The organism is Azospirillum sp. B506 (assembly GCF_000333595.1).
GTDB lineage: Bacteria > Pseudomonadota > Alphaproteobacteria > Azospirillales > Azospirillaceae > Azospirillum.
The window spans coordinates 23,657-43,515 of the sequence record NZ_BADK01000051.1 but is presented as its reverse complement, the minus strand read 5'-3'; the positions used below and the strand labels follow the sequence as shown (position 1 = coordinate 43,515).

Sequence of the window (19,859 nt, the reverse complement as noted above, 5' to 3'; positions counted from 1 at the left end):
GGAGTGGCGCCGCGCTCCAAATTCTGACGCTTCATCGGCAGCATGTCACCGGCTTGGCGCCCCGCCCGGATGGGACGCTCGTCAGTTCCGGAGCCGAGGAAACGCTGGTCGTATTTTCCAGCGATACTGGTAAGCCGGTGATGACATTTGGCGAAGATCAGCGTGTTGCGCGACGTGAGCTCCTGCGTCACTTCGTTCTTGAGCAAACCGCTTTGCAATTCGAATCACGTTTGCCTCGACTTGCAGTCAGGCCCCGACCTCAAAAATGGATCGACTTCTGCCTTCTTGCACTCGTGCGGATGCCGCGTGGGATGCTGCGCCTGTTGCGCAGAAAGTCATTAAATCTGCTGACCGAGATTGCTTTGGGAAAAGGCAATTACGAACTCACTATAAATTTGGCGGCAGAGTGGATTCGGCGTGACCCGACGTCTCCAATCGCCTGGGCTTACCTAGGGAATGCCTTTCAAGCCTTGCAAGAGTACCCGGCCTCCCTGGCGGCCTTCGATATGGCCACAACTTTGGTCGACGAGATAAATTGCCTCGTCAATAGAAAAAAGATAAAGGCATTGGAGATTGTCGCGCGAGGCGATACCCGGCTTTATCGGGATGTCCTTCGCTCTGCATATGCCGCGGATCGGTCTTTACCGGGAAACGTTGCAATGCTTCACACTTTGGCGGAAGCGCACGCAGCGCTCGGCGAATACGATTCCGTGAATAATATTCTAGTAGCTGATGCCTACAAACAAGCCAAATTGCTTTATCATGGTAATATTTACTATGATCAATTGCTTTTGTGGATTGTAAAATTCCGCGAAGACCCCGATCGGTTTGTACCACCATTGGGCGGCGGCACGCGCCCCAGTTACCTCATTGCGTTCGTGGTATGGGGGGAATCTTTTCATGAGGTAATGGAGCAGATTACTCTGCCGTGCCTTCTTGCTTCTGGAAATTTGCCGTATCTTTCACTTGCGGGGTCCGTCCGTATTCTTTTCTTTACGCCGGAGAGTGAAGTCAGGCGTCTTGAAGAAATGCCAATTCTGGCAGAATTGCGCCGTTACTCGCAGTGCAAGATTATTGGGTTTCCATCATTCCTCACATCTTTTCCAGATAAATACAAGTTGATGAGTGCGCTGCATGTTGCAGCCCTGACAATATCTCAGAGAGACAAGAGCCATTTTATTTTCCTCGCCCCCGATATTGTTTTTTCTGAGAACTATCTGGAGACGCTTGATCGCTATCGGGCAAGCGGAAAGGGAATCGTGATGGTGGGGGGCATCATGCTCGAACTCACCGGATTCCGCAGGGCATTGAATTGGAAGCCAGACAATGTAGCCTCCCCACTCAGCCTCAATCCTTCGACTTTGCTAGAACTTGGACTGCAACATCTTCATCACGTTTCTGTGAAGAATTTTTACGCTACTGAAATGGACCGATCCTCTGCTTCTATTATTTTCTGGCCCTTGCGTAATGGTGGGCTTATAGCCCATGGTTTCCATCACACCCCGTATCTTATTTCTTCAGATGTCCTGGCTCGGTATGATGGCTCGTTCTTTTTGACGATTGATAGCGACTTTATGAATCATATTGTCAAGAATGAAAGTGATCTCAATGATTGCGTCATTATTTCTGATGCAAGAGAGGCAAACTATTTTGAACTTTCCCGTCCGGAGCGCTCCGATACTCATTACATTTGCAACAACGAAGTCATCGTTCGTTGGGGTTCGGTTCAGGGAATTGCGGCACGCTGGCTGTTCGAGAAGAGAGTGGATTTTGCACCACAAGGTGTCCAGGCCGATGATCCGGCAGTGATTGCATCTGACAAGATCGTAAAAGAAATCCTTACCGAAATAGATATCAGGAAGAACCTTATCTCTCATGAATGTGACGCGACATCTTCCATGGATTTTGTGAAAAATGAGGAAAACCCAGAAGATATGGATTTTCTTCCTCAAATCGAAGAAGTTTGACAACGTCCATCAGGGTAATCGTTGCGCCTTGATCGGTGATTACTCACGGGGTTGGCAGAGGCTTGGCTGTTGTCGAGGTGCTGTGGGCATTGTGGGTGCTTGACGATCCGGTGTCGCGCGGCCGCTGGCGCCCGATCCCGATCCCGATCCCGATCCCGATCGCACCGAGCGCTGCCTGGCTGATTGTTGTCCGCATTGCCAAACCGCATTGTCACCGGAGGCGCAGCGCTGCCGGCGCTATCGGGCCGAGCCGCCCAACGCCCTGCCGCCGGGAACGCCCTTCGGCCCGGGGTTCCGCTTGCTGCTGGCCTACCTGCATCACAGCCATCATGTCGGTTTCGAACGGCTGGCGCGTCTGCTGAAGGAAATGTTCGGGCTGGGCATCTCCGAAGATGCCATCGCCAATGCCTTCCGCCGCATGGGTCTGGCGTTCGACACCGCCTGCACGGCGATCAAGGCCAAGCTCCTGACGGCTCCCGTCATCGCTTCGGACGAGACCACGACACGGGTCAACGGCGTGACCCACCGGCAGTGGGTGTTCCAGTCCGACGAGGCCGTTCTGCACACCATCGCCCGCGGCCGGGGACGGGCAGGGGCGTCCTGTCCATGGGCTTTGGAGGAATGGCCGCCACTGTCCTGCCCGGCCCCTGACAGGAACAATCGGCGGCACGGGAGGCAGGAGCAGGGTCAGAGCGGCTGGAGCGGCATCGTCAGCGTCACCCGGGTGCCGGCATGCTGCCGGTCATGGTGCAGAAGCGCCCCCAGGCTGGTCGCCATCGCCTGGACGATGCGGGTGCCGAGACCGGTTCCACGGGGAGTGTCGTCACCGGAAAAGCCGATCCCGTCATCCTCGACGCTCACCGACAATTGTCCATCAGCGGCCGTCGCCCGGACCCGGATGCTGCCGGTCCCGCCGTCCGGATAGGCGTATTTGCAGGCGTTCGTGACCAGTTCGGTCACGATCACCGCCAGGGACACCGCCTTGTCGGTCGGCACCGAAACCGCATCGGCGACGACGATGAAGCTGTCCGGGTGCCGGGATGCCATCGCGGTGTGCATTTCGGCGAGCAGTGTTTCCAGATAGGCGTCGAAGCGAACGGACCGCACGTCGCCGGATGTGTAGAGGCTGCGGTGGATGCCGGCGATCGCGGTGATCCGCGCCTGGGTTTCGTCCAGGGCGGCCAGCGCCATCGAATCGGACAGTCCCGACTTCTGCATCCGCACGAAGGCCGCCACCAGGGCCAGGCTGTTGGCGACGCGATGGTTGACCTCGGTCAACAGCAGTTCCGCCCGGTCGCGCGCGGCGCGCACCTCCTGCTCCGCCCGTTCGCGTTCGTGGCGCAGCTGGGATTTCTCCAGCGCCTGCCCGATGGCCGCGACCAGCAGATCGAAGAACCCTTCGCCGGCTTCCTTGGGGACGTAATCGTCCGCCCCGGCCTTCAGCGCCGCGACGGCCACCCGCGTGTCGCCGGCGCCGGTGACATAGACGACCGGCGGCGCGTTCTTCCCGGAGAGCAGGGCCGGCAGGATGTCCAGCCCGGTCGCTCCCGGCATCTCGTGATCGAGACAGACCACGGTGATGCCACCCTGTTCCAGCCGCTCCACCCCCTCCCGGCCGTCTTTCGCCCACTCGACCGCGTAGCCGCGCCGTTCGAGCTTCCGTTGCACCAGCCGCGCCAGGACAACGTCGTCGTCGATGTAGAGGATGCGGACGGCCGGGGCGGTCATGCCTCCGCCTCGGGTATCTGGATGACGGAGAAGAACAGCCCCAGCTGCCGGATCGCGGTGGCGAAACTTTCGTAATTCACCGGCTTGGTGATGTAGACGCTGGCGCCGATGTCGTAGCAGCGCTGGATTTCCTGCCGGTCGTCGGTGGTGGTCAGCACCACGACGGGGAAACGCCTGGTGTAGGGGTTGGCCTTGAGCTTCGACAGGATGTCGACGCCGGTCATGTCCGGCAGGTTCAGGTCCAGCAGGATCAGAAGCGCCCGGCCCGTGCTGGCCTGCCCGGTTCCGTCCGGTCCGAACAGATAGGCCAGCGCGCTGGTGCCATCGGTGAAGGGCACGATCTCGTTGGTCACGCCGGCCCGGCGGATGTTCTTCTCGATCAGCCGGGCATGCCCCTCGTCGTCCTCGATCATGACGATGCTCACCGTCTGGGCGTCACGCATCATGAGCGGGTTTCTCCGAGGGCAGGGCAAGGGTTTCAGGAAGGCTTATGCGAAAGACGCTGCCCTGTCCAGGAACCGAATCGACGGTGACCTCGCCCTGCAGGCGGCGGACGAGCGTCCGGACATAGGCAAGACCGATCCCTTCGCCGGGGCGGTCCTGCACGCCGGAGCGGCGGAACAGCTCGAAGATGCGCTCGTGATCCTGCGCTGCGATTCCGCGTCCGTTGTCCGCGATCTCGAAGACCAGCCGGTCCGGCTCGGCCCGGCCGCGGATGGCGATCCGGCCGGGCCGGGCCGGGTCGAGATACTTGATCGCGTTGTCGAGCAGGTTCCCGAACACCTGTTCCAGGGCGAGCCGGTCGGAGACGAGCGACGGCAGGGGGCCGGCGATGTCGATGGCGCAGCGCAGCTCGCCGGCCCGATGGCGGAAGCTGGCGACCGCGTTTTCCACGAGGGTCTGCATGGAGACGGGTTCGGGGTTCAGCGTCCGGCTGCCCTGGCGCGACAGGGCGAGGATGGCGTTGATCAGGCGGTCCATCTTGGTCGTCGAGGTCCGGATGAAGCCGATGGCTTCCGGCATGTCCTCGCTCACCGCCCGCCGCGCCTCCGCCGCCTTGGCGTCGTCGGCCCCCGCCGGCTGCCGGTCCAGGTGAGCGGCAACGCTTGCCAGCCCCACCTCGAATTCGCTGGTGAAGCCCATCACGTTGACCAGCGGCGCCCGCAGGTCGTGGCTGACGATGTAGGCGAAGCGCTGGATCTCGGCGTTGGCCCGCTGCAGCTCCATCGTGCGCTCCGACACGCGCTGTTCCAGAGAGTCGTTGAGGGCCTGGATCGCGCGTTGCGCCTGCATGAGGTCCCGCGTGTAGCGGACCGCGATCCACACGGCGCCGCCGACCACCAGCAGGATGAACAGGCCGCCCAGGTTCGCCACCCAACCGGATATCCGCGCCTGTCCGGTCAGGGCACGGAGCTGCGTGTCGAGCTGGGCGTCGGCGGGGGTGATCAGGTCGGCGAGCGCCTGACGGGCGTCGTCCATCAGCCTCATGCCGCGGCCGGTGCGCACGATGGCCAGGGAGTCGTCATGGCGTCCGGCCTCCATCAGGGCGATGGTCTCGGCCAGCTCCTCCCGCTTGGCGGCGGCGAGGCCGACGAGACGGTCGACGATGCGCAGCTCGCCGTCGTCCTCATCGGCAAGGTCGCGCAGCCGGGCGATGGTGGCGTCGACCGCCGCGACCGCCGTCTCGTAGGGCTTGAGATACTGACGGTCCTCGGTGAGCAGGTAACCGCGTTGCCCGATCTCGGCGTCCTGCAACTGGCTGAGCAGCGTGCCGGCGGCGACCCTCAAGGCGCTGATCCGGCTGACGGAACGGGAATATTGCTGCGTGCTGTCCGCCAGCCACCCGGACATCACGATGATCGCCAGCAGTGCGACCGCGGCGGCGAGCAGCATCAGAAGGGTCCGGCGGGTGACTTTGCTGCTGGATCGATGCATCGCGGGTGGCCGGCCGGAGCGAGGAAGAGTAAGACCCTCTACCAATTCGCGGGAGGGTTGGCAATCGGCGGCGTCTTCGAGCCACTGCCGATCTTTCGTCATTTTTTGAAGCTGTTGGGATGGACGAGTGGTTTTCCGCACCCGCACACTCGCCTTACAGTCAAGCCATCGACCTGACCGGAAGGAGCGTGCGCGCGATGGAGCCCATCCTGTGGGAGTGGATCAACGCCCTGGCGCGGTGGCTGCACGTCATCACCGCCATCGCCTGGATCGGATCGTCCTTCTACTTCATCCATCTCGACGCCTCGCTGCGCCGCCGCGCGGGCGCGCCGGCCGGGACGGCGGGCGATGCCTGGCAGATCCACGGCGGTGGCTTCTACCACATGACCAAATACATGGTCGCCCCGCCGCAGCTGCCGGAAGAGCTGACCTGGTTCAAGTGGGAATCCTACGCGACCTGGCTCAGCGGCTTCTTCCTGATGTGCGTGCTGTACTATCGCGGTGCCGACCTGTTCCTGATCGACCAGGACGTGCTGGCGCTCGGTCACTGGCAGGCGGTGGCGATCAGCGTCGGGGCGCTGGTGGCGGGCTGGGTCGCCTACGACCTGATGTGCAAGTCGCCGCTGGGCCGCAACGATGGCGCGCTCGCCGTCGCCGGCTTCGTCATGCTGGTGGCGACCGCCTGGGCGATGACGAAGATCTTCAGCGGGCGCGGCGCCATGCTGCAGGTCGGTGCGCTGATGGCGACCATGATGGCCTGCAACGTCTTCATGCTGATCATCCCCAACCAGCGCAAAACGGTGGCCGCCATGCTGCGCGGCGAGACGCCCGACCCGTCGCTGGGCAAGAAGGCGAAGCAGCGGTCGCTGCACAACAATTACCTGACCCTGCCGGTCGTCTTCCTGATGCTGTCCAACCATTACCCGCTGGTCAGCTCCACCCGCTACAACTGGGTGATGGTGGCGCTGGTCCTGGTGGTCGGCACGGCGATCCGCCATTTCTTCAACAGCCGCCATGCCGGCAAGCCGACCCCCTGGTGGACCTGGGGCGTGGCCGCCGCCGGCATGCTGGGCTGCGTCTGGCTCAGCACCATGGGGCCGGCGACGGCCGATACGGCGGCCGTGGCACCGGTGAAGGTCGGCTTCAATCAGGTGGAGGAGATCGTCGCCACCCGCTGCAGCATGTGCCACGCCGCCCAACCGGTGTGGGAAGGCATCGCCGCTCCGCCGCGCGGCGTCGTGCTGGAGGGGGACGGGATCCGCCGCCATGCCGACCAGATCCGCCTGCAAGCCGGCTACAGCAGCGCCATGCCCCCCGCCAACATCACCGGCATCACCCCGCAGGAACGCGCGGTGTTGGCGGCGTGGTCCGGGGACATTAAGTAACCCTCCCTCGCAGCACCCTATCGAACCGGAACCCCATGCCCGACCAACCCATCGCTTCCGCCATCCGTGGGCGCCTGCTCAGCTTCCGTCGCGCGCCCGCCGGGCCGGGGGATCTCGACTGCCTGTCCTATCATGAGGACGGGCTGCTGCTGGTCGGGGACGACGGCCGGATTCTGGAGGCCGGGGATTGGGCCAAGCTGCGCGGCCGGCTGCCGGAGGGGGTGGCGGTCGACGACCACAGCGGCAAGCTGGTGTTGCCCGGCTTCATCGACACCCACATCCATTTCCCGCAGACCCAGGTCATCGCCTCCTACGGCGCCCAACTGCTCGACTGGCTGGAGACATACACCTTCATCGAGGAGCAGCGCTTCGCCGACCCGGCCCATGCCGCCGCCAATGCCGCCTTCTTCATGGACGAGCTGCTGCGCAACGGCACGACCACGGCGGTCGTCTACGGCTCGGTCCACCCGCAGTCGGTCGATGCCCTGTTCGCCGAGGCCGAGGCCCGCGGCGCCGGGCTGATCGCCGGCAAGGTGATGATGGACCGCCATGCCCCCGCCGCCCTGACCGACACGGCCGACAGCAGCTATCGCGACGGCAAGGCGCTGATCGCCCGCTGGCACGGAACGGGGCGGCAGCGCTATGCGGTGACGCCGCGCTTCGCCATCACCTCGACCGAGGCACAGCTGGAGGCGGCCGGCGCGCTGCTGCGCGAGCATCCCGGCGTCCACATGCAGACCCATCTGTCGGAGAACACCGACGAGATCGCCGAAGTGGGCCGCCTGTTCCCCGGCGCCCGCGACTACACCGACGTCTATGACCGCTTCGGCCTGCTGGGGCCGACCTCGCTGTTCGGCCATTGCATCCATCTGTCGGAAGTCGAGATGGCCCGGCTGTCGGAAAGCGGGTCGGTCGCCGTCTTCTGTCCGACCAGCAACCTGTTCATCGGCAGCGGCCTGTTCGACCTCGATGCCCTGTCGAAGCCGGAGCGGCCGGTCCGCACCGCCATCGCCACCGATGTCGGCGGCGGCACCAGCTATTCCATGCTGCGCACGGCGGCGGAGGCCTATAAGGTGCTGCAGCTGCGGCGCCAGAACCTGCCGGCGCTCGCCGCCCTGCACTGGATGACCCGCGGCAATGCCGAGGCGCTGGGGATGGCTGGCGAGATCGGCAGCCTGGAGCCCGGGCGCTGGGCCGACCTCGTCGTGCTCGACCCGGTGGCGACGCCGGCTATGCGACATCGCATGAAGACGGTGGACGGCGACCTGGAGGAGGAGCTGTTCATTCAGGTGACGCTGGGCGACGACCGCTCGGTGGCCGCCACCTATCTGCGCGGCCGCAATTCGCATCTGCGGCAAAGCGGCGCTTGACCCAAGCCCCCAGTTTCTGTAGGAGTTCCGCCGTCATTGGGGAGTAGCCACCTGCCGGCACCGATCCGGCGGGGTTCGCGTCAACAGACTTGGATGGTTCCGGCCTCCGGCCGTTACCGCCATGGCGCGCACGGCGACCAGAGGGTCGACCCGGCGAGACCAGTGGATCGGGCATCTCCGCGGCCAGCCGGAGTCCGTCCGGTTCCACTGTGTTGTCTGGCCCGGGAATAGCCATGATCGCCACGTCCCTTGCGCTCGCCTTCAGCCTTTCGATGGACAGCTTCGCCGCCGCTCTCGGCCGCGGCGCCTGCTCGCGCCGAGCCGGCCTGCCGGAAGCGATGCGCGTGGGCGCCGCCTTCGGCGTCTGCCAGTTCGCCATGCCGCTGGTCGGCTGGGGCGTCGGCATCGCCTTCGCCAGCCTCGTCGAATCGGTCGATCACTGGATCGCCTTCGGTCTGCTGCTGGCGGTCGGCGGTGCGATGCTGCGCAACGCCATCCTGGATGGCGAGGACGAGGGTGAGGAGGATTGCGGCCCGGTGCGCAGCGTGCGCGCCGAATGGCTGGCCCTGCTGACCACCGCCGTCGCCACCAGCATCGACGCCGCCGCTGTGGGGGCGGGGCTGGCGCTGGTCGATGTGGACATGGTGACGACCTCGGCGCTGATCGGCGTGGTGACCTTCGCGGTGGCCTTCGGCGGCGTGCTGATCGGCAAGGCCGCCGGCAACCATCTCGGGCGCTGGGCCGAGATGGCCGGCGGCGTGGTGCTGATCGGGCTGGGCGCCAAGATCCTGCTTGAGCACACGATGGGGTAAGGCGCTGCACCGGTCGGCGGGAGAGGTGCCGGAACAGGCGCCAAGGCTCCCGCCATGGTGCCGGCTTACCAGCGTGCCTCGTCCGTGCCGAGCGGTCCGGCCTGCCGCTCCCAGCGGATCGGCGATCCTTCGACCGTCACGGCCGGCTTCAAGCGCAGGGCCGGTCCCCAGGCCGTCTCTTCCGGATCGCTCTTGAAATCCGCCGTGGCGGCGGTCGCCAGGGGCGGGCCGCCGTCAAAGGACGGCAGTTCGGTGAGCAGCGTCGCGACCCGGGCCAGGGAGGTGCGCCAGCAGGATCCCCGCCCGTCCGACAGCCGTAGGGTCAGCCCTCGCATGGCGGCGGTGGCGAGCAGATAGCCGGCGGCATGGTCGAGGGCCTGGACGGGCAAGGGCCCGGGCCGGTCGCCACCATGGCGGCGCATCCCTTCGGCGGCGATCCCGCCGCTCATCTGCACCAGACTGTCGAAGCCCCGCCGGTTCCGCCAGGGGCCTGTCCAGCCATAGGCATCCAGCGACACGTCGACCAGGCCGGGGCGGATGCGCTGCCGGGCCGCAGGGTCGAGCCCCATCCGGTCGAGGGCGTCGGCACGATAGCCATGCACCAGAAGGTCGGCCTGGGACAGCAGCTCCGTGAAGCGGTCCCGCTGGCCGGGGTCGCGCAGGTCGAGTCGGGTGCGGCGCTTGCCGAGCGTCATCTCGGGCAGAAGGGGAGGCTCGTCCCACCAGGGCGGATCGATCCGCAGCACCTCGGCACCGAAACCGGCGAGGAACCGCGTGGCGGTCGGTCCGGCGAGGACGCGGGTCAGGTCCAGCACCTTCACGCCGGCCAAAGGCCGCTCCGGCAGGGCAGGGGGCCGGACAGGGGTCTGGTCGGCGTCGGCCGGCTCCTGGGCCTCGAACCACAGCAGTGGCTCCCGGGCGACCGCCTGTCCTTGCGGGTGGCTGCGCCAGGATGCGAGATCGCGCATCGCCGCCGCGCACCCGCCTTCGCCGACAATTGCGCTTTCCAGCCCGTCGGCGCTCCAGCGGCGGACAGCGGCGGCCACCGCGTCACGGTCAGGCGGTGCGCCGAGACAGCGAAGGGCCGCGTCGCGATGATGCGCGGCGTTGGTGTGAAGACGGATCCAGCCATCCTTTGCCTCGTAGTCGCCGGCGATCGGATCCCAGACGGGTGGCAGGCTCCAGCCCAGCGGCGTCACGGAGGTGCCGAACCACAGGGAGGCCAGACGGTGGTCGACCGTCACGGACGGGCTTTGGCCGAAGGCCGCCTCCTTGAATTCGGCGACCGCCAGACCGGCCGCGGCCATTGCCGCGGTGGACAGCGCACTGACCGCGAAGACGGAGGGAAGGTTCCCTTCGCCATGAAGCCCGACCGAAGCAAGAAGCCGGCTGTCGCCGCCCGCGGCCCGCCAGATCGCGGCAAGGGCCGTGCGTTGCGGGGAACCGGAGTCCCCGTTCATCAGTGCCATGATTTTCTCCATTGGAAGAGCGGGCTCCAGGCCGCTCTGGCTTCACTTCATCGCGGGCCGGTTATATCGTCAATCTTGATTGTTTCGATCAATGTGACGGGTGGGCACCATGACGGGCGCGTTGACGGTCTATCTGTCGGCCGAAGAGGCGGCAAAACGGCTGGGAGTGTCGCGCCAGACTCTCTACGCCTATGTCAGCCGCGGCCTGTTGCAGGCCCATCCCGCGGCGGACCCGCGGCAAAGCCGCTATCTGTGCGATGAGGTCGAACGGCTGGGGGCGGAGCGCAAACGCGGCCGGCGGCCGAAGGAGGTCGCCAAATCCACCCTGGATTGGGGAGCACCGGTCCTGGAATCGGCGATCACGCTGATCCGGCGCGGGCGGCTCTATTACCGCGGGCAGGACGCCGTGCGTGTGGCCGCCACGGCGACGCTGGAGGAGACGGCGGCGCTGTTCTGGGCCTGCGCGGTGGAAACCGCCTTCCCGCCGGAACCGCCGGTCGCGCTGCCCGGCTACGATGCCCTGCTGCCGCATTGCGCGGGGAGTTCACCGGCCGAGGCCTTGCCCGCCCTGCTGCTGGCGGCATCGGCCGACGAGGCGACGGCGTCCTGGCGGCCGACCGATGGGCGCTTCTTCGAGAATTGCGGCAACCTGCTGCGCCTGCTCTTCGCCGCAGCCCTGCGCAGCCGGCCGAGCGCGGCACCGCTCCACCGCCAGTTGGCGACCGCATGGGGGCTGGACGAGGCGGGGGCCGATCTCCTCCGCATGGCGCTGGTGCTGTGTGCCGATCATGAGTTGAACGCCTCCAGCTTCACGGCGCGCTGCATCGCCTCGACCGGTGCCAGTCTGCGGGCGGCGGTCGTCGGCGGACTCTGTGCCTTGTCCGGTTACCGGCATGGCTCGACCACGACGCGGGTCGAGCATTTCTGGGCGGGGCTGACGGACCGGGAGACCGTGGCCGCCCAGATCGAACGGCGGCTGGCCGCGGGCGAGAGGATTCCGGGCTTCGGACATCCGCTCTATCCCAACGGCGATGTCCGCGCCAAGGCGCTGCTGGTCCGGCTGCTGCCGAATTTCCCGGAGGCGGCGGAACTGCTGCGTGTCGTCGAAGGCCTGACCGGACAGGCCCCGTCGATCGACATGGCCCTGGTGGTCATGCGGCGGCATCTCGGCTTGCCGGAGGGAGCAGCCTTCATGCTGTTCGCCCTCGGCCGCGCCGCCGGCTGGATCGCCCAGGCGATGGAGCAGCGGGCCACGGACCATCTGATCCGTCCCCGCGCCATCTACACAGGCGTGCAACCCGACCAGTCCAGCGGATGAGCCGACTATCCTGCCGCCGGTTATCCTTCCAGAGTCATCCCCATCTCCCAGAAATCCGCCTCCAGCCGGCAGGCCTGCCGGAAGATGGTCAGCAGCCGGGGGAAGCGCGCCTCGGTCATGCCGTCGGCGGCCAGCCGGTCGAGATTTTCCCGCGCCGCCCATGCCACCTCCTGATAGGCCGCGCCGGCATATTCGGCGATCCAGACGCGGTAGGGGTTGGCATCGTCGAGCGCACCCGGCACTGCCGCCAGCCGGCGGCCGATCTCGGCATAGCCGACGATGCAGGGGCTGAGTGCCACATGCAGGTCCAGCAGGTCGCCGCGCAAGCCCGTCTCCAGCACATAGCGGGTGTAGGCCATCGTCGCCTTGGACTCCGCCGCCTGCTCCAGCTCGGCGGCGGGCAGGCCCCAGCCGGCGCACAGGCCGACATGCAGGTCCATCTCCACGTCGAGGATCGCCTTCAGCCCGTTCAGCGAGGCCCGCATCTCGCGCAGGTCGCGGCCCTTGTAGATGGCGAGCGCATAGGCGCGGGCGAAATGGATCAGGAACAGGTAGTCCTGCACCAGATAATGCCGGAAGCATGCCTGCGGCAGCGTTCCGTCGCCCATCCCGCGCACGAAGGCATGGTCGACATAGGCCGACCAGTCCGGCCGTGCCCCGGCGACAAGCCGCTCGAACAGGTCGGGGCTGGCGATAGATGGGGGCATGGTGGCGCTCTCCGGGGTCGCTGACGGGTTGGGGCACATATTCTAGCCGTTATTCCCCCGTTTGCAGCAAGGCACCGCGCACCCGCGCCTGATGGAAGGCGGCGAGGAACACGGCGATGCCGGCCGCCATGTAAAGCACATTCAGCCCGACCGCCCAGGCCAGATGGTCCCAGCGCAGGGTGCCGTCGAACACCAGCGCCCGCATGCCCTCGAACACATGGGCGGACGGCAGGGCGAGCGACACCGGCTGGAGCCAGGCCGGCAGGACCGACACCGGGTAATAGACGGCGCTGACCGGGGCCAGCATGAAGACGACGATCCAGGCCAGCCCTTCCGCCCCCATGCCGTAGCGCAGGATCAGCGCCACGATCAGCAGCCCGAGCGACCAGCCCAGCACGATCAGGTTGGCGAAGAAGGCGGCCAGCGGCAGGCCGAGCGCGAAGACCGAATAGCCGAAGAAGGGGATCGCCAGCCCCGCCGCCGGCAGCACGCCGATCAGGGTGCGCAGCAGGCTCATGGTCATCAGCGCTGTCACCCATTCGCCGGGCCGCAGGGGGCTGACGAACAGATGGCCGAGGTTGCGCGACCACATCTCTTCCAGAAAGGAGATGGAGACGCCGAGCTGGCCGCGGAACAGCACGTCCCACAGCAGAACCGCGCTGACCAGCACGCCGGCTCCCTGCGCCACCCAGCCGCTGCCGCCGCCGCTGGTCGAGGCCATGAACTGGTTGATGTAGCCCCACAGGATCATCTGCATGGTCGGCCAATAGGCCAGCTCCAGGATGCGCGGCCAGGACCCGCGCAGCAGGTACCAGTAGCGCAGCACCATGGCGCCGACCCGGCGCAGCGAGAAGCCGTTGCGTGGAATGGCGACCTCACTCGGCGGCATCGGCGGCCTCTCCGGTCGGAATGCGGTCGTCGGCGGCGCGGGCGATGTCGAGAAACACCTCCTCCAGCGTCTGGCGTCCGTAGCGGGCGAGCAGGGCCGACGGCGCGCCGCGGTCGACGATCCGGCCCTGGCGCATCATCAGCACGCCGTCACACAGCCGCTCGACCTCCAGCATGTTGTGGGACGCCAGCAGGATGGTGGCGCCGGTGCGCAGGCGGTACTGCTCAAGATAGGTCCGGATCCAGTCGGCGGTGTCGGGGTCGAGCGACGCCGTCGGCTCGTCCAGCAGCAGCAGCTCCGGATCGTTCAGCAGCGCTTTGGCCAGCGCCACCCGGGTTTTCTGTCCCGCCGACAGCCCGCCGGACGGGCGATCGAGAAAACGCGACAGGTCAAGCTGCTCAGCCAGCTCTCGGACGCGCTTTTTGACGCATGTCAAACCGTAGAGGTGGGCATAGACGGTAAGGTTCTCCCGCACCGTCAGTCGATGGGGCAGCTCGACGTAGGGGGAGGAGAAGTTCATGCGCGGAAGCACGGCATGCCGATGGCGCGCCATGTCGACGCCCAGGATCTCCACCGTCCCGGCCGTCGGCAGCAAAAGCCCCAGCAGCATCGAGATGGTCGTCGTCTTGCCCGCGCCGTTACCGCCGAGAAGGCCGGTGACGCTGCCGCGCGGCACGGCGAAGGTGATGGCGTCGACCGCCGTCACGTCCCGGCCGTCGGGGGTCGGGAAGCGCTTGGTCAGCCCGTCCGCCCGGATGGCGGGCGACAGGCTGGCCACCGATAATTCGGTCGAAGGGCGGGGGGGCATGGTGCGCTCGGTCATGGACACAGAATATGGCGGCAACCGCCGCGACCGCCAGGGGCATCCATCGCGGAGGACGCGGTCATGGTGACGATGGCCAGCACGCTGACCGCACCGGTTGCGGTCCCGGCGGCACCGCCGCAATGGGCGCAGCCGGATGGCCGCATCACGCTGCGCACGCTGATCCTGATCCGCTGGGTCGCGGTGCTGGGGCAGCTGGCCGCGGTGACCTTCGTCAATCTCGGGCTGGGCTTCCCGCTGCCGCTCGGGCCGGTGCTGGCCGCCGTCAGCGCGTCGGCGCTGCTGAACATGGTGGCGATGGCCCAGCGCGGCGGCCGGCTGCGGCTGGCCGACCGCGACGCGGCGCTCTATCTCAGCTACGACATGCTGCAGCTGACGCTGCTGCTCTATCTGACCGGCGGGTTGAGCAACCCCTTCGCCATCCTGCTGCTGGCGCCGATGACCGTGGGTGCGGCCATCCTGTCGCGCTACAGCACGGTGCTGCTGACCGGGCTGAACCTGATCTGCCTGACCGCACTCGCCCTCTGGCACTTCCCGCTGCCGTGGGAGGAGCCGGTGCGCTCGATGGCGCCGCTCTATGCCTTCGGCGTCTGGCTGTCGCTGACGGTGTCGTCGATCTTCATCGCCGGCTACGTCTTCCGCGTCGCCGCCGAGGCACGGCGCTTCGCCGACGCGCTCGCCGCCTCGCAGGTGGCGCTCGCCCGCGAACAGCGGCTGGGCGCGCTGGGCGCGCTCGCCGCCGCCGCCGCGCACGAGCTTGGATCGCCGCTCGGCACCATCGCCGTGGTGGCGAAGGAGCTGGCGCGCGACCTGCCGCCCGACAGCCCCTATGGCGAGGATGTCGAGCTGCTGCAGAGCCAGGTGATGCGCTGCCGCGAGATCCTGGCCGATCTGGCGCGCAAGCCCGAGGCCGATGGCGGCGACCCGTTCGAGCGGCTGCCGCTGACCGCGCTGATCGAGGCCGCCGCAGCCCCCCATCGCCTCGGCCACATCGATTTCGCCGTGGAACCTGAAGCTGCTGCGCCTGCCGACCTCGCGCGAGCAGACGGTGACGGAGGAGGAGGTCAAGACCCTGATCGCCGAAGGCACCCAGAGCGGCGTTTTCGAGCCGGCCGAACGCCAGATGATCGAGGGGGTGATGCACCTGTCCGACCGTACGGTTCGGTCGATCATGACCCCGCGCCCTGATCTGATCTGGCTGGACATCGACGACAGCCCCGAAACGGTGGCCCGCGAGATCTGCGAAAGCGGCTATTCCCGCTTTCCGGTCTGCCGCGGCGATGTGGACGAGGTGCAGGGAATCGTCGCGGCCAAGGCGCTGCTCAACCAGTCGCTGAAGGGGGTTTCCTTCGATGTGCGGGCGGCGATGGTCCAGCCGCTGGTCGTCCATGACGGCACGCCGGTCTTCCGCCTGCTCGACCTGTTCAAGCAGGCCAGCGTCCACATGGCTGTGGTTGTCGACGAGTATGGCAGCGTCGAGGGGCTGGTCACCATGACAGACATCCTCGAAGCCATTGCCGGTGAACTGCCCGACAGCACCCAGGAGGGCGATTCCGCCGCCGTCCAGCGCGAGGATGGCAGCTGGCTGGTCGATGGCATGACCCCGGTCGAGGAGGTCGAAGCGCTGGTCGGCGTGAAGAACATGAAGGGGGAGGGCGATTTCCATACCATCGCCGGCTTCCTGCTCGACCATTTCGGCCATGTTCCGACCGCGGCCGAGCATTTCCACTGGAACGGCATCCGTTTCGAGGTCGTCGACATGGATGGCCGCCGCATCGACAAGGTGCTGATCCAGCTGAACCCGGAGGTTTCGGAGGGTTGAAGGCAGGATTTGTTTGCGGATGACCTCCATGGATGAGTCGATAGGATCAAGCGGCAGGGAATTGCATGAGCTGATCGCAAGTGGGCAGCTGGCGCTCATTCCCGCCGGCTTCCGCTGCCACACCAAGCTCCTGCTTTCCGAAAAATTCCATGTCTCACAGGAATCGCTGCCTTTCGACAGCGGCTTTTTTCCACCCGCCGCAGTGGCATCGTTGTTGAGAAGCGATAGGGTCGATCTGGCGCAATTCGGAAGTGAAAAAGGACATGCCGTTTGCATGAAATTTGAACACTTCATGCATGAGGAATTTGGAAACGGTATTAAATTCCAAACGTCCAGTTATGAAGAAATAGACGAGTTGGCCAGAGATAGGAATGCGCCGAACATCAATCAGTTTCTGGACAGTACATTTGGATATTACACCTGTGACTTGCGAAATTGTTTCGTTCTTGCGCACTTCAATTGGCATAAATTTTCAGATATTAAGAATAGCGGTGGAAGCTATGACGTTTTGAGAAATATAACTCATGCAAGTTCCATTCTCACCAAGCGTGTGAATCGAATGCATGAGACGTGCTTTCGTGCAAAATGGGTTGTGTTTGCTATTTACGACATAAAAAAATATAAGTACATGATGATTGATGACGCGATATTCGATCTTAATGATTTTGACGTTATTTTGAGCGCTGCGACAGAGGTTTATGGAAACAAATGTCAGGTTGTCGCTTTGTCTCAAATCAATTCGCCGCAGGATATTCTTGATATCATCTCTTGAGTCGGATTTGATGGCGATTTGATCGCGAGGGCGCCATTCACGGCCGCGCGCATGTTTGCCGTGCGCGGAAATACCAAATATTGAGCCGCGGGAAGCAAAAGTGCGATGACCGCTGGCCTTGCTCATGTTACGTTGCTTGCGCGCCGCTAACCTTCCCATTGTATAGTGTGCTCGGGAGATCCCAGTCTACATGGTCTTGTGATTCCTCCTGCATCGTAATGGGGATTGAATTGCAAGTAATTGAAATAGCCAGATGCTTCCTGGCCATGATCTGGAAGGCGAATGATGAAATTATTCATGCACACTCCCAAATGTGCAGGTACGAGTGTCAGAATGATGTTGGAGGGAAACCCCCATGTCAACCTGAGATGCGACTATGAGTCTTTTGCCAGAATTCCAGCTCCCGATCGAGCTGTGGTGATCGATCGGTGTAAAACGGCGCCAGCAGAGGCAAGCGACCATGAAATAATCTATGGACATTTCTTTCCTATAAAATATCTGGGTGCTGAACCCCATCGGGACTTTAAACTGGTAACGATTCTGCGTGATCCAGTTGAACGGATCGTATCCCATTATAAATTCTGGGGCACCACAATATTTGGAGAGCATTATGTATGGAAAAAAATGAAGGCAGAGAACTGGAGCCTCATTGATTTTGCGTTGAGTGACGAGATGCGGAATTTTTATAGCCAATTTATGGAAGGCGTCGGTGTCGATAAATTTTCATATATAGGTATTTTTGAAAACCTGGATGTTTCCGTTCGAAAATGCCTCGATGTTCTTGAGGTTTCCGGGAACAGTATGTCTCTGGGGCACCACAACAAGACCGAGTCGAATTACAAAGTCGACTTGAGTGATGATATCATCAAAGAAATAAAGAAATTTCATGCAGAAGACTATAAAATATATGAATATGCTGTGTCAAAGTTCGGTCATTGATTATTATAGCCATGCTATAATATGTGGTGCTGTTGTTCTGGTTTTAACGGGATCTGATCGTGTGCTTGGTATGAAATGAAAGAACATCAGACATCCATTTGACGATTGGAGCCATGCTTCGACAGATTCCGACTTTATGCAATCCGACCTAATGAAGTGCTGCCGGTCTGGTGCCGGCGGACGCCGTGGTCTCGCCGCCATTCGTCTTGCGCACCGCCTCGACCAGATCGCGCACCTCATCTGTCAGGTCGTCCGCGTTCCAGCCATGGCCATCGGCGCCGGCCACCACCAGCAGGCGCAGGGTGGTGCGCATCAGGTCGCCAGCCTGCCAGCCGTTGGCGCGCTCCGCCTCGCGGACCATCTGCAACAGACCGGTTGCACAGGTCAGGACTTCCGGGTCGACCTTCATCGGGCGCTCCTCCCCGCCCTATAGAGGGCGAAAACTGTTTGCCTTACCAACAATTATTGGAGCGTCGCCTGGGTCTGTCAAACAGGTCCTGCGGAAAATCGGGATGGCATCGAAGCGGCCGCACCGCTCCGATCCACGTGCAACGCGCAAATCACATTGCCCTTTCGGAAACGAGGGCTTTCAAACCGGCTCCGTCGACGTTCGGGCCGCGTGTGGGGCGGGGAGAGCGGGTTTTCAAAGCCACCGCCTATGGCACGCAAGACATCCAACCCGATGTTGACAGCCTCCCTACTGGTTGGTAGGTTTGGGGCATGAACACGCAATCGACCAGAGCCGACGACATTCTCCGCTGTGCGCGCTCACTCATCGTCAGGGGCGGCTACAACAGTTTCAGCTATGCTGACATCTCCAAGGTCGTTGGCATCCGCACGGCGAGCATACATCATCATTTTCCCGGCAAATCGGATCTGGTCCGCGTGCTCGTCGCACAGTACCGGGAGGAGGCTTTGGCTGGACTGGACCGGTTGGAGCAGAGCATCCCCGATCCGCTCGACCAGCTCCGCGCCTATCTCGGCTATTGGGAGGGGTGTTTCGCCGATATGGCTGCCCCATTCTGCGTCTGTGCGCTGCTTGCGGGGGAAATCCCGGTTCTGCCCGAAGAGGTCGCGGTGGAAGTGCGGGCACATTTCCGCCAGCTCGCCGATTGGTTGACGGGAGTCCTCGAACGCGGCGCCGCACAGGGCCGCCTCCGCCTGTCGGGAACCGCCAGAGCGGACGCCGAGATGTTCATGGCCACCACGCATGGCGCGATGCTATCGGCCCGTGCCTATGGCGATGCCACGGCCTTCGGCGCCATAACCCGCCCCCTGCTGGAGCGGATCGCCGCCTGAACGCGGAGCCTTGCCCGCCGGGCAAACGCTCGGCCATCCAGCCTACCAATTGATAGGTAGATTTGTCTGTCCTTGGATCCGGACCTACCCTGCGGCCTCTCGCCGGCCCGTCCTTCTGAACCTGAAAGGAAATCGCTGATGTTCGGAATTTCTCCGATCGGCTGGGCTCATACGCTCGGCAGCCTGCCGGCCATTCCAGTGGCCGTCCATATGTTCGCCCGCCATGGCCGGATCGTGCCACGCTCCTTGCCGGGGGCCGTCTATTTCGGCTCCATGCTGATCGGTGCCTCGACGGTCTTTCTCGTCGCTCACCAGCCGGTCAGCTACGGCATCGGCGTCGTGACGATCCTGCTGCTGCTTGCGGGATATGCCGTCGGGTGGGTACCGGCGGCGGGGCGTGCGGCCCGATACATCGAGACCGTCTGCCTCAGCGTCAGCGCCTTCCTGCTGATGGTGCCGACGGTCAGCGAAATCCTGCGCCGGGTCCCGGACGGCCACCCCCTGGTGACCGACCTGAAGTCGCCGCTGCTGCTGGGCGCCCAGGGCGCGCTGGCGGTCATCCTCGTCGTCGGCCTGGTCGTCCAGATCGTCCACCTGGCCCGGCGCCGGCAATAGACCGTCCGC

19 protein-coding genes, 1 pseudogene and 1 riboswitch are annotated in these 19,859 nt (G+C 64.2%); of the genes and pseudogenes, 12 read left to right on the top strand and 8 right to left on the bottom strand.

What is annotated here, in order from left to right; genetic code table 11:
- Together I71_RS38095 and I71_RS36775 are read left to right on the top strand one after the other, a co-directional pair.
- Positions 1-1,967, top strand: a 1,967-nt coding sequence (locus I71_RS38095; protein WP_199902082.1) for a tetratricopeptide repeat protein, incomplete at its 5' end; no start/stop codon positions are given.
- 103 nt (positions 1,968-2,070) lie between these two features.
- Positions 2,071-2,568 (top strand): annotated as a pseudogene (locus I71_RS36775) (transposase); the annotation flags it as partial.
- A gap of 86 nt (positions 2,569-2,654) precedes the next feature.
- On the opposite strand, the gene I71_RS01610 reads toward I71_RS36775, so the two are convergent.
- The 3 genes from I71_RS01610 to I71_RS01600 are packed head-to-tail and all read right to left on the bottom strand — an operon-like array spanning position 2,655 to position 5,588.
- Positions 2,655-3,695 (bottom strand): response regulator, encoded by a 1,041-nt coding sequence (locus tag I71_RS01610; protein ID WP_042689255.1) that lies wholly within the window; start codon positions 3,693-3,695, stop codon positions 2,655-2,657.
- Positions 3,692-4,141, bottom strand: a complete 450-nt coding sequence (locus I71_RS01605) for a response regulator (protein ID WP_042689253.1) — start codon at positions 4,139-4,141, stop codon at positions 3,692-3,694. The genes I71_RS01610 and I71_RS01605 overlap by 4 nt, the downstream gene beginning before the upstream one ends.
- Positions 4,131-5,588 (bottom strand): CHASE3 domain-containing protein, encoded by a 1,458-nt coding sequence (locus I71_RS01600; RefSeq protein ID WP_042689250.1) that lies wholly within the window; start codon positions 5,586-5,588, stop codon positions 4,131-4,133. Before I71_RS01600 ends, I71_RS01605 begins: the two co-directional genes overlap by 11 nt.
- Positions 5,589-5,827: 239 nt before the next feature.
- Here I71_RS01600 and I71_RS01595 point away from each other — a divergent pair, with 239 nt between their 5' ends.
- The 3 genes from I71_RS01595 (at position 5,828) to I71_RS01585 (ending at position 9,197) form a co-directional block, all read left to right on the top strand.
- A complete protein-coding gene (locus tag I71_RS01595) occupies positions 5,828-7,015 on the top strand; it encodes a urate hydroxylase PuuD (protein ID WP_042689247.1) in 1,188 nt (395 codons plus the stop codon).
- 35 nt (positions 7,016-7,050) lie between these two features.
- On the top strand, positions 7,051-8,385 hold the full coding sequence (gene guaD / locus I71_RS01590) for a guanine deaminase (RefSeq protein WP_042689245.1): 1,335 nt from the start codon (positions 7,051-7,053) through the stop codon (positions 8,383-8,385).
- A 26-nt stretch (positions 8,386-8,411) separates the two neighbouring features.
- Positions 8,412-8,535: riboswitch (yybP-ykoY riboswitch) on the top strand.
- A gap of 83 nt (positions 8,536-8,618) precedes the next feature.
- A complete protein-coding gene (locus I71_RS01585) occupies positions 8,619-9,197 on the top strand; it encodes a manganese efflux pump MntP family protein (RefSeq protein ID WP_042689240.1) in 579 nt (192 codons plus the stop codon).
- A 65-nt stretch (positions 9,198-9,262) separates the two neighbouring features.
- Here I71_RS01585 and I71_RS01580 read toward each other — a convergent pair whose 3' ends face one another.
- Positions 9,263-10,666 carry a CoA transferase gene (locus tag I71_RS01580; RefSeq protein WP_083896914.1) on the bottom strand — a complete coding sequence of 468 codons (1,404 nt, stop codon included), beginning with the start codon at positions 10,664-10,666 and terminating at the stop codon, positions 9,263-9,265.
- A gap of 109 nt (positions 10,667-10,775) precedes the next feature.
- On the opposite strand from I71_RS01580, the gene I71_RS01575 reads away from it, so the two are divergent.
- Positions 10,776-11,984, top strand: coding sequence for a citrate synthase family protein (locus I71_RS01575; protein ID WP_042689295.1), 1,209 nt, complete (start codon positions 10,776-10,778; stop codon positions 11,982-11,984).
- 20 nt (positions 11,985-12,004) lie between these two features.
- Here I71_RS01575 and tenA read toward each other — a convergent pair whose 3' ends face one another.
- Genes tenA through I71_RS01560 form a run of 3 tightly spaced genes read right to left on the bottom strand, consistent with a single transcriptional unit; the run spans position 12,005 to position 14,403 of the window.
- Positions 12,005-12,691, bottom strand: a complete 687-nt coding sequence (tenA, locus tag I71_RS01570; RefSeq protein ID WP_042689236.1) for a thiaminase II — start codon at positions 12,689-12,691, stop codon at positions 12,005-12,007.
- 49 nt (positions 12,692-12,740) lie between these two features.
- Positions 12,741-13,580, bottom strand: a complete 840-nt coding sequence (locus I71_RS01565) for an ABC transporter permease (RefSeq protein ID WP_042689234.1) — start codon at positions 13,578-13,580, stop codon at positions 12,741-12,743.
- Entirely contained in the window at positions 13,567-14,403 is an 837-nt protein-coding gene (locus tag I71_RS01560) for an ABC transporter ATP-binding protein (protein WP_083896913.1), read from the bottom strand. The genes I71_RS01565 and I71_RS01560 overlap by 14 nt, the downstream gene beginning before the upstream one ends.
- Before the next feature lie 63 nt (positions 14,404-14,466).
- Between I71_RS01560 and I71_RS01555 the strand changes: the two genes are divergently transcribed.
- The 4 genes from I71_RS01555 to I71_RS35485 all read left to right on the top strand — a co-directional run bounded on the left by I71_RS01555 (position 14,467) and on the right by I71_RS35485 (position 17,936).
- Positions 14,467-15,591, top strand: a complete 1,125-nt coding sequence (locus I71_RS01555) for an ActS/PrrB/RegB family redox-sensitive histidine kinase (protein ID WP_244433555.1) — start codon at positions 14,467-14,469, stop codon at positions 15,589-15,591.
- Entirely contained in the window at positions 15,575-16,225 is a 651-nt protein-coding gene (locus I71_RS01550) for a hemolysin family protein (protein WP_244433554.1), read from the top strand. The genes I71_RS01555 and I71_RS01550 overlap by 17 nt, the downstream gene beginning before the upstream one ends.
- Before the next feature lie 19 nt (positions 16,226-16,244).
- A complete protein-coding gene (locus I71_RS37030; RefSeq protein ID WP_148294116.1) occupies positions 16,245-16,997 on the top strand; it encodes a hypothetical protein in 753 nt (250 codons plus the stop codon).
- A gap of 297 nt (positions 16,998-17,294) precedes the next feature.
- Positions 17,295-17,936, top strand: coding sequence for a sulfotransferase family 2 domain-containing protein (locus I71_RS35485; protein ID WP_211098352.1), 642 nt, complete (start codon positions 17,295-17,297; stop codon positions 17,934-17,936).
- Between the two features lie 148 nt (positions 17,937-18,084).
- Here I71_RS35485 and I71_RS01540 read toward each other — a convergent pair whose 3' ends face one another.
- The gene (locus I71_RS01540) at positions 18,085-18,345 is read right to left on the bottom strand and encodes a hypothetical protein (protein ID WP_042689228.1); all 261 of its coding nucleotides are present in this window, start codon (positions 18,343-18,345) and stop codon (positions 18,085-18,087) included.
- 311 nt (positions 18,346-18,656) lie between these two features.
- On the opposite strand from I71_RS01540, the gene I71_RS01535 reads away from it, so the two are divergent.
- A complete protein-coding gene (locus I71_RS01535) occupies positions 18,657-19,235 on the top strand; it encodes a TetR/AcrR family transcriptional regulator (RefSeq protein WP_042689224.1) in 579 nt (192 codons plus the stop codon).
- A gap of 138 nt (positions 19,236-19,373) precedes the next feature.
- A complete protein-coding gene (locus tag I71_RS01530; RefSeq protein WP_042689221.1) occupies positions 19,374-19,850 on the top strand; it encodes a hypothetical protein in 477 nt (158 codons plus the stop codon).
- The last annotated feature ends 9 nt before the right edge of the window (positions 19,851-19,859 follow it).

What these genes read in the sequence shown, in the direction of transcription:
- I71_RS01610 (WP_042689255.1), bottom strand. Translation starts at nt 3,695, where the DNA reads ATGACCGCCCCGGCCGTCCGCATCCTCTACATCGACGACGACGTTGTC.
- I71_RS01605 (WP_042689253.1), bottom strand. Translation starts at nt 4,141, where the DNA reads ATGATGCGTGACGCCCAGACGGTGAGCATCGTCATGATCGAGGACGAC.
- I71_RS01600 (WP_042689250.1), bottom strand. Translation starts at nt 5,588, where the DNA reads ATGCTGCTCGCCGCCGCGGTCGCACTGCTGGCGATCATCGTGATGTCC.
- I71_RS01595 (WP_042689247.1), top strand. Translation starts at nt 5,828, where the DNA reads ATGGAGCCCATCCTGTGGGAGTGGATCAACGCCCTGGCGCGGTGGCTG.
- guaD (WP_042689245.1), top strand. Translation starts at nt 7,051, where the DNA reads ATGCCCGACCAACCCATCGCTTCCGCCATCCGTGGGCGCCTGCTCAGC.
- I71_RS01585 (WP_042689240.1), top strand. Translation starts at nt 8,619, where the DNA reads ATGATCGCCACGTCCCTTGCGCTCGCCTTCAGCCTTTCGATGGACAGC.
- I71_RS01580 (WP_083896914.1), bottom strand. Translation starts at nt 10,666, where the DNA reads ATGGCACTGATGAACGGGGACTCCGGTTCCCCGCAACGCACGGCCCTT.
- I71_RS01575 (WP_042689295.1), top strand. Translation starts at nt 10,776, where the DNA reads ATGACGGGCGCGTTGACGGTCTATCTGTCGGCCGAAGAGGCGGCAAAA.
- tenA (WP_042689236.1), bottom strand. Translation starts at nt 12,691, where the DNA reads ATGCCCCCATCTATCGCCAGCCCCGACCTGTTCGAGCGGCTTGTCGCC.
- I71_RS01565 (WP_042689234.1), bottom strand. Translation starts at nt 13,580, where the DNA reads ATGCCGCCGAGTGAGGTCGCCATTCCACGCAACGGCTTCTCGCTGCGC.
- I71_RS01560 (WP_083896913.1), bottom strand. Translation starts at nt 14,403, where the DNA reads ATGACCGAGCGCACCATGCCCCCCCGCCCTTCGACCGAATTATCGGTG.
- I71_RS01555 (WP_244433555.1), top strand. Translation starts at nt 14,467, where the DNA reads ATGGTGACGATGGCCAGCACGCTGACCGCACCGGTTGCGGTCCCGGCG.
- I71_RS01550 (WP_244433554.1), top strand. Translation starts at nt 15,575, where the DNA reads ATGACCCCGCGCCCTGATCTGATCTGGCTGGACATCGACGACAGCCCC.
- I71_RS37030 (WP_148294116.1), top strand. Translation starts at nt 16,245, where the DNA reads ATGACCTCCATGGATGAGTCGATAGGATCAAGCGGCAGGGAATTGCAT.
- I71_RS35485 (WP_211098352.1), top strand. Translation starts at nt 17,295, where the DNA reads ATGCACACTCCCAAATGTGCAGGTACGAGTGTCAGAATGATGTTGGAG.
- I71_RS01540 (WP_042689228.1), bottom strand. Translation starts at nt 18,345, where the DNA reads ATGAAGGTCGACCCGGAAGTCCTGACCTGTGCAACCGGTCTGTTGCAG.
- I71_RS01535 (WP_042689224.1), top strand. Translation starts at nt 18,657, where the DNA reads ATGAACACGCAATCGACCAGAGCCGACGACATTCTCCGCTGTGCGCGC.
- I71_RS01530 (WP_042689221.1), top strand. Translation starts at nt 19,374, where the DNA reads ATGTTCGGAATTTCTCCGATCGGCTGGGCTCATACGCTCGGCAGCCTG.